This window comes from Oerskovia rustica (assembly GCF_014836555.1).
Taxonomy (GTDB): Bacteria; Actinomycetota; Actinomycetes; order Actinomycetales; family Cellulomonadaceae; genus Oerskovia; species Oerskovia rustica.
Window position 1 is genome coordinate 62,436 of sequence record NZ_JACSQQ010000007.1, and the last position, 2,015, is coordinate 64,450.

Genomic DNA, 2,015 nt, shown 5'->3' on the forward strand with positions numbered 1-2,015 from the left:
CCCCCCCCCCCCCCCCGCCTCTCGCGTGTCGTCCACCGGGACGTCCCTGACCATCGCCCCGGACGGGAGTACAGTGGCAGCGTGCACGTGACTCAGCTGCTCCTCCTTCGTTGCCGCGACGAGGCCCTCTAGGCCGCATCCTCGTCGCGGTGGTCTGGTGTGCCGGCTGAACAGCACCGACGAAGAGATCGCGAAGGACAAGATGAGCACCACGGCCCAGACCCCCCAGACCAGCACCCGTTCGGCACAGCAGCCGTCGGGCATGCCCGTGCACAAGTACGAGCCCTTCCACCAGCAGTTCGACGTGTCGCTGCCGGACCGGACGTGGCCGGACAAGCGCATCGAGAAGGCCCCGCGCTGGTGCGCGGTCGACCTGCGTGACGGCAACCAGGCGCTGATCGAGCCCATGAACGCCGAGCGCAAGCTGAAGATGTTCCAGCTGCTCGTCGACATGGGCTACAAGGAGATCGAGGTCGGTTTCCCGTCGGCCTCGCAGACCGACTTCGACTTCGTGCGCCTGCTCATCGAGGACGGGCACATCCCGGACGACGTCGTGATCCAGGTCCTGACGCAGTCCCGCGAGCACCTCATCGCCCGCACGTACGAGTCTCTGCGGGGGGCGAAGCAGGCGATCGTGCACCTGTACAACTCGACGTCGCGGCTCCAGCGCGAGGTCGTCTTCCGCACGGACCGTGAGGGCATCATCGCGATCGCGGTGAACGGTGCGAAGTTGTGCCGCAAGTTCGAGGAGACCATCCCGGAGACCGCGGTCTTCTACGAGTACTCGCCCGAGTCGTACACGGGCACGGAGCTCGAGTTCGCGGTGGAGATCTGCAACGAGGTCATCGAGGTCTTCGAGCCCACGCCCGACCGCAAGGTCATCATCAACCTGCCCGCGACGGTCGAGATGGCGACGCCCAACGTCTACGCCGACTCGATCGAGTGGATGAACCGCCACCTCGCGCACCGCGAGAACGTCGTCCTGTCGCTGCACCCGCACAACGACCGCGGGACGGCGGTGGCTGCCGCGGAGCTGGGCTACCAGGCCGGCGCCGACCGCATCGAGGGCTGCCTGTTCGGCAACGGCGAGCGCACGGGCAACGTCTGCCTGGTGACGCTCGGCATGAACCTGTTCAGCCAGGGCATCGACCCGGAGATCGACTTCTCCGACATGGACCGCATCCGTCGCACGGTCGAGCACTGCAACCAGATCGCCGTGCACGAGCGTCACCCGTACGCGGGCGACCTGGTCTTCACCGCGTTCTCGGGCTCGCACCAGGACGCGATCAAGAAGGGCCTCGACGCCATGGCCGCCGAGGCCGAGGCTGCGGGCAAGGGCGTCGACGACCTGGTGTGGGGCGTGCCGTACCTGCCCATCGACCCCAAGGACGTCGGCCGGTCGTACGAGGCCGTGATCCGCGTCAACTCGCAGTCGGGCAAGGGCGGCATCTCGTACCTGCTGCAGTCCGAGCGTCACCTGGACCTGCCGCGGCGCCTGCAGATCGAGTTCTCGCGCGTCGTCCAGGCGTTCACGGACGCGGGTGGGCAGGAGGTCACGGGCGACGACATCTGGCGGATCTTCTCGGACGAGTACCTGCCGGCGGCCCCCGAGTCGGGCCTGGAGCAGTGGGGCCGGCTGAAGCTTCGCGGGACCCGCGCGGTGTCGTCGGAGGACGGCCCCGACACCCTGGCGGTCGACGTGCTGGACCGCGGCGAGCACCTGACGCTCGAGGGCTCGGGCAACGGGCCGGTCGCGGCGTTCGTCGACGCGATCGCGCACGTCGGCGTCGAGGTCCGGGTCTTGGACTACGCCGAGCACGCGCTCTCGGAGGGTGGAGACGCGACGGCCGCCGCGTACGTCGAGTGCCAGGTCGGCGACGACGTCCTGTGGGGCGTCGGCATCGACCCGTCGATCACCACGGCCTCGCTCAAGGCGATCGTCTCGGCCGTGAACCGTGCGGAGCGCTCCGAGGGCTGATTCCTCGACGGGTCCCGCCCCGGCCGGCGCGGGGCCC

The 2,015-nt window shown here is 69.1% G+C and carries 1 protein-coding gene; it reads left to right on the plus strand.

What is annotated here, in order from left to right; translation table 11 throughout:
• Positions 1-202: 202 nt before the first annotated feature.
• Positions 203-1,978, plus strand: a complete 1,776-nt coding sequence (gene leuA / locus H9652_RS05680; protein ID WP_191795391.1) for a 2-isopropylmalate synthase — start codon at positions 203-205, stop codon at positions 1,976-1,978.
• The last annotated feature ends 37 nt before the right edge of the window (positions 1,979-2,015 follow it).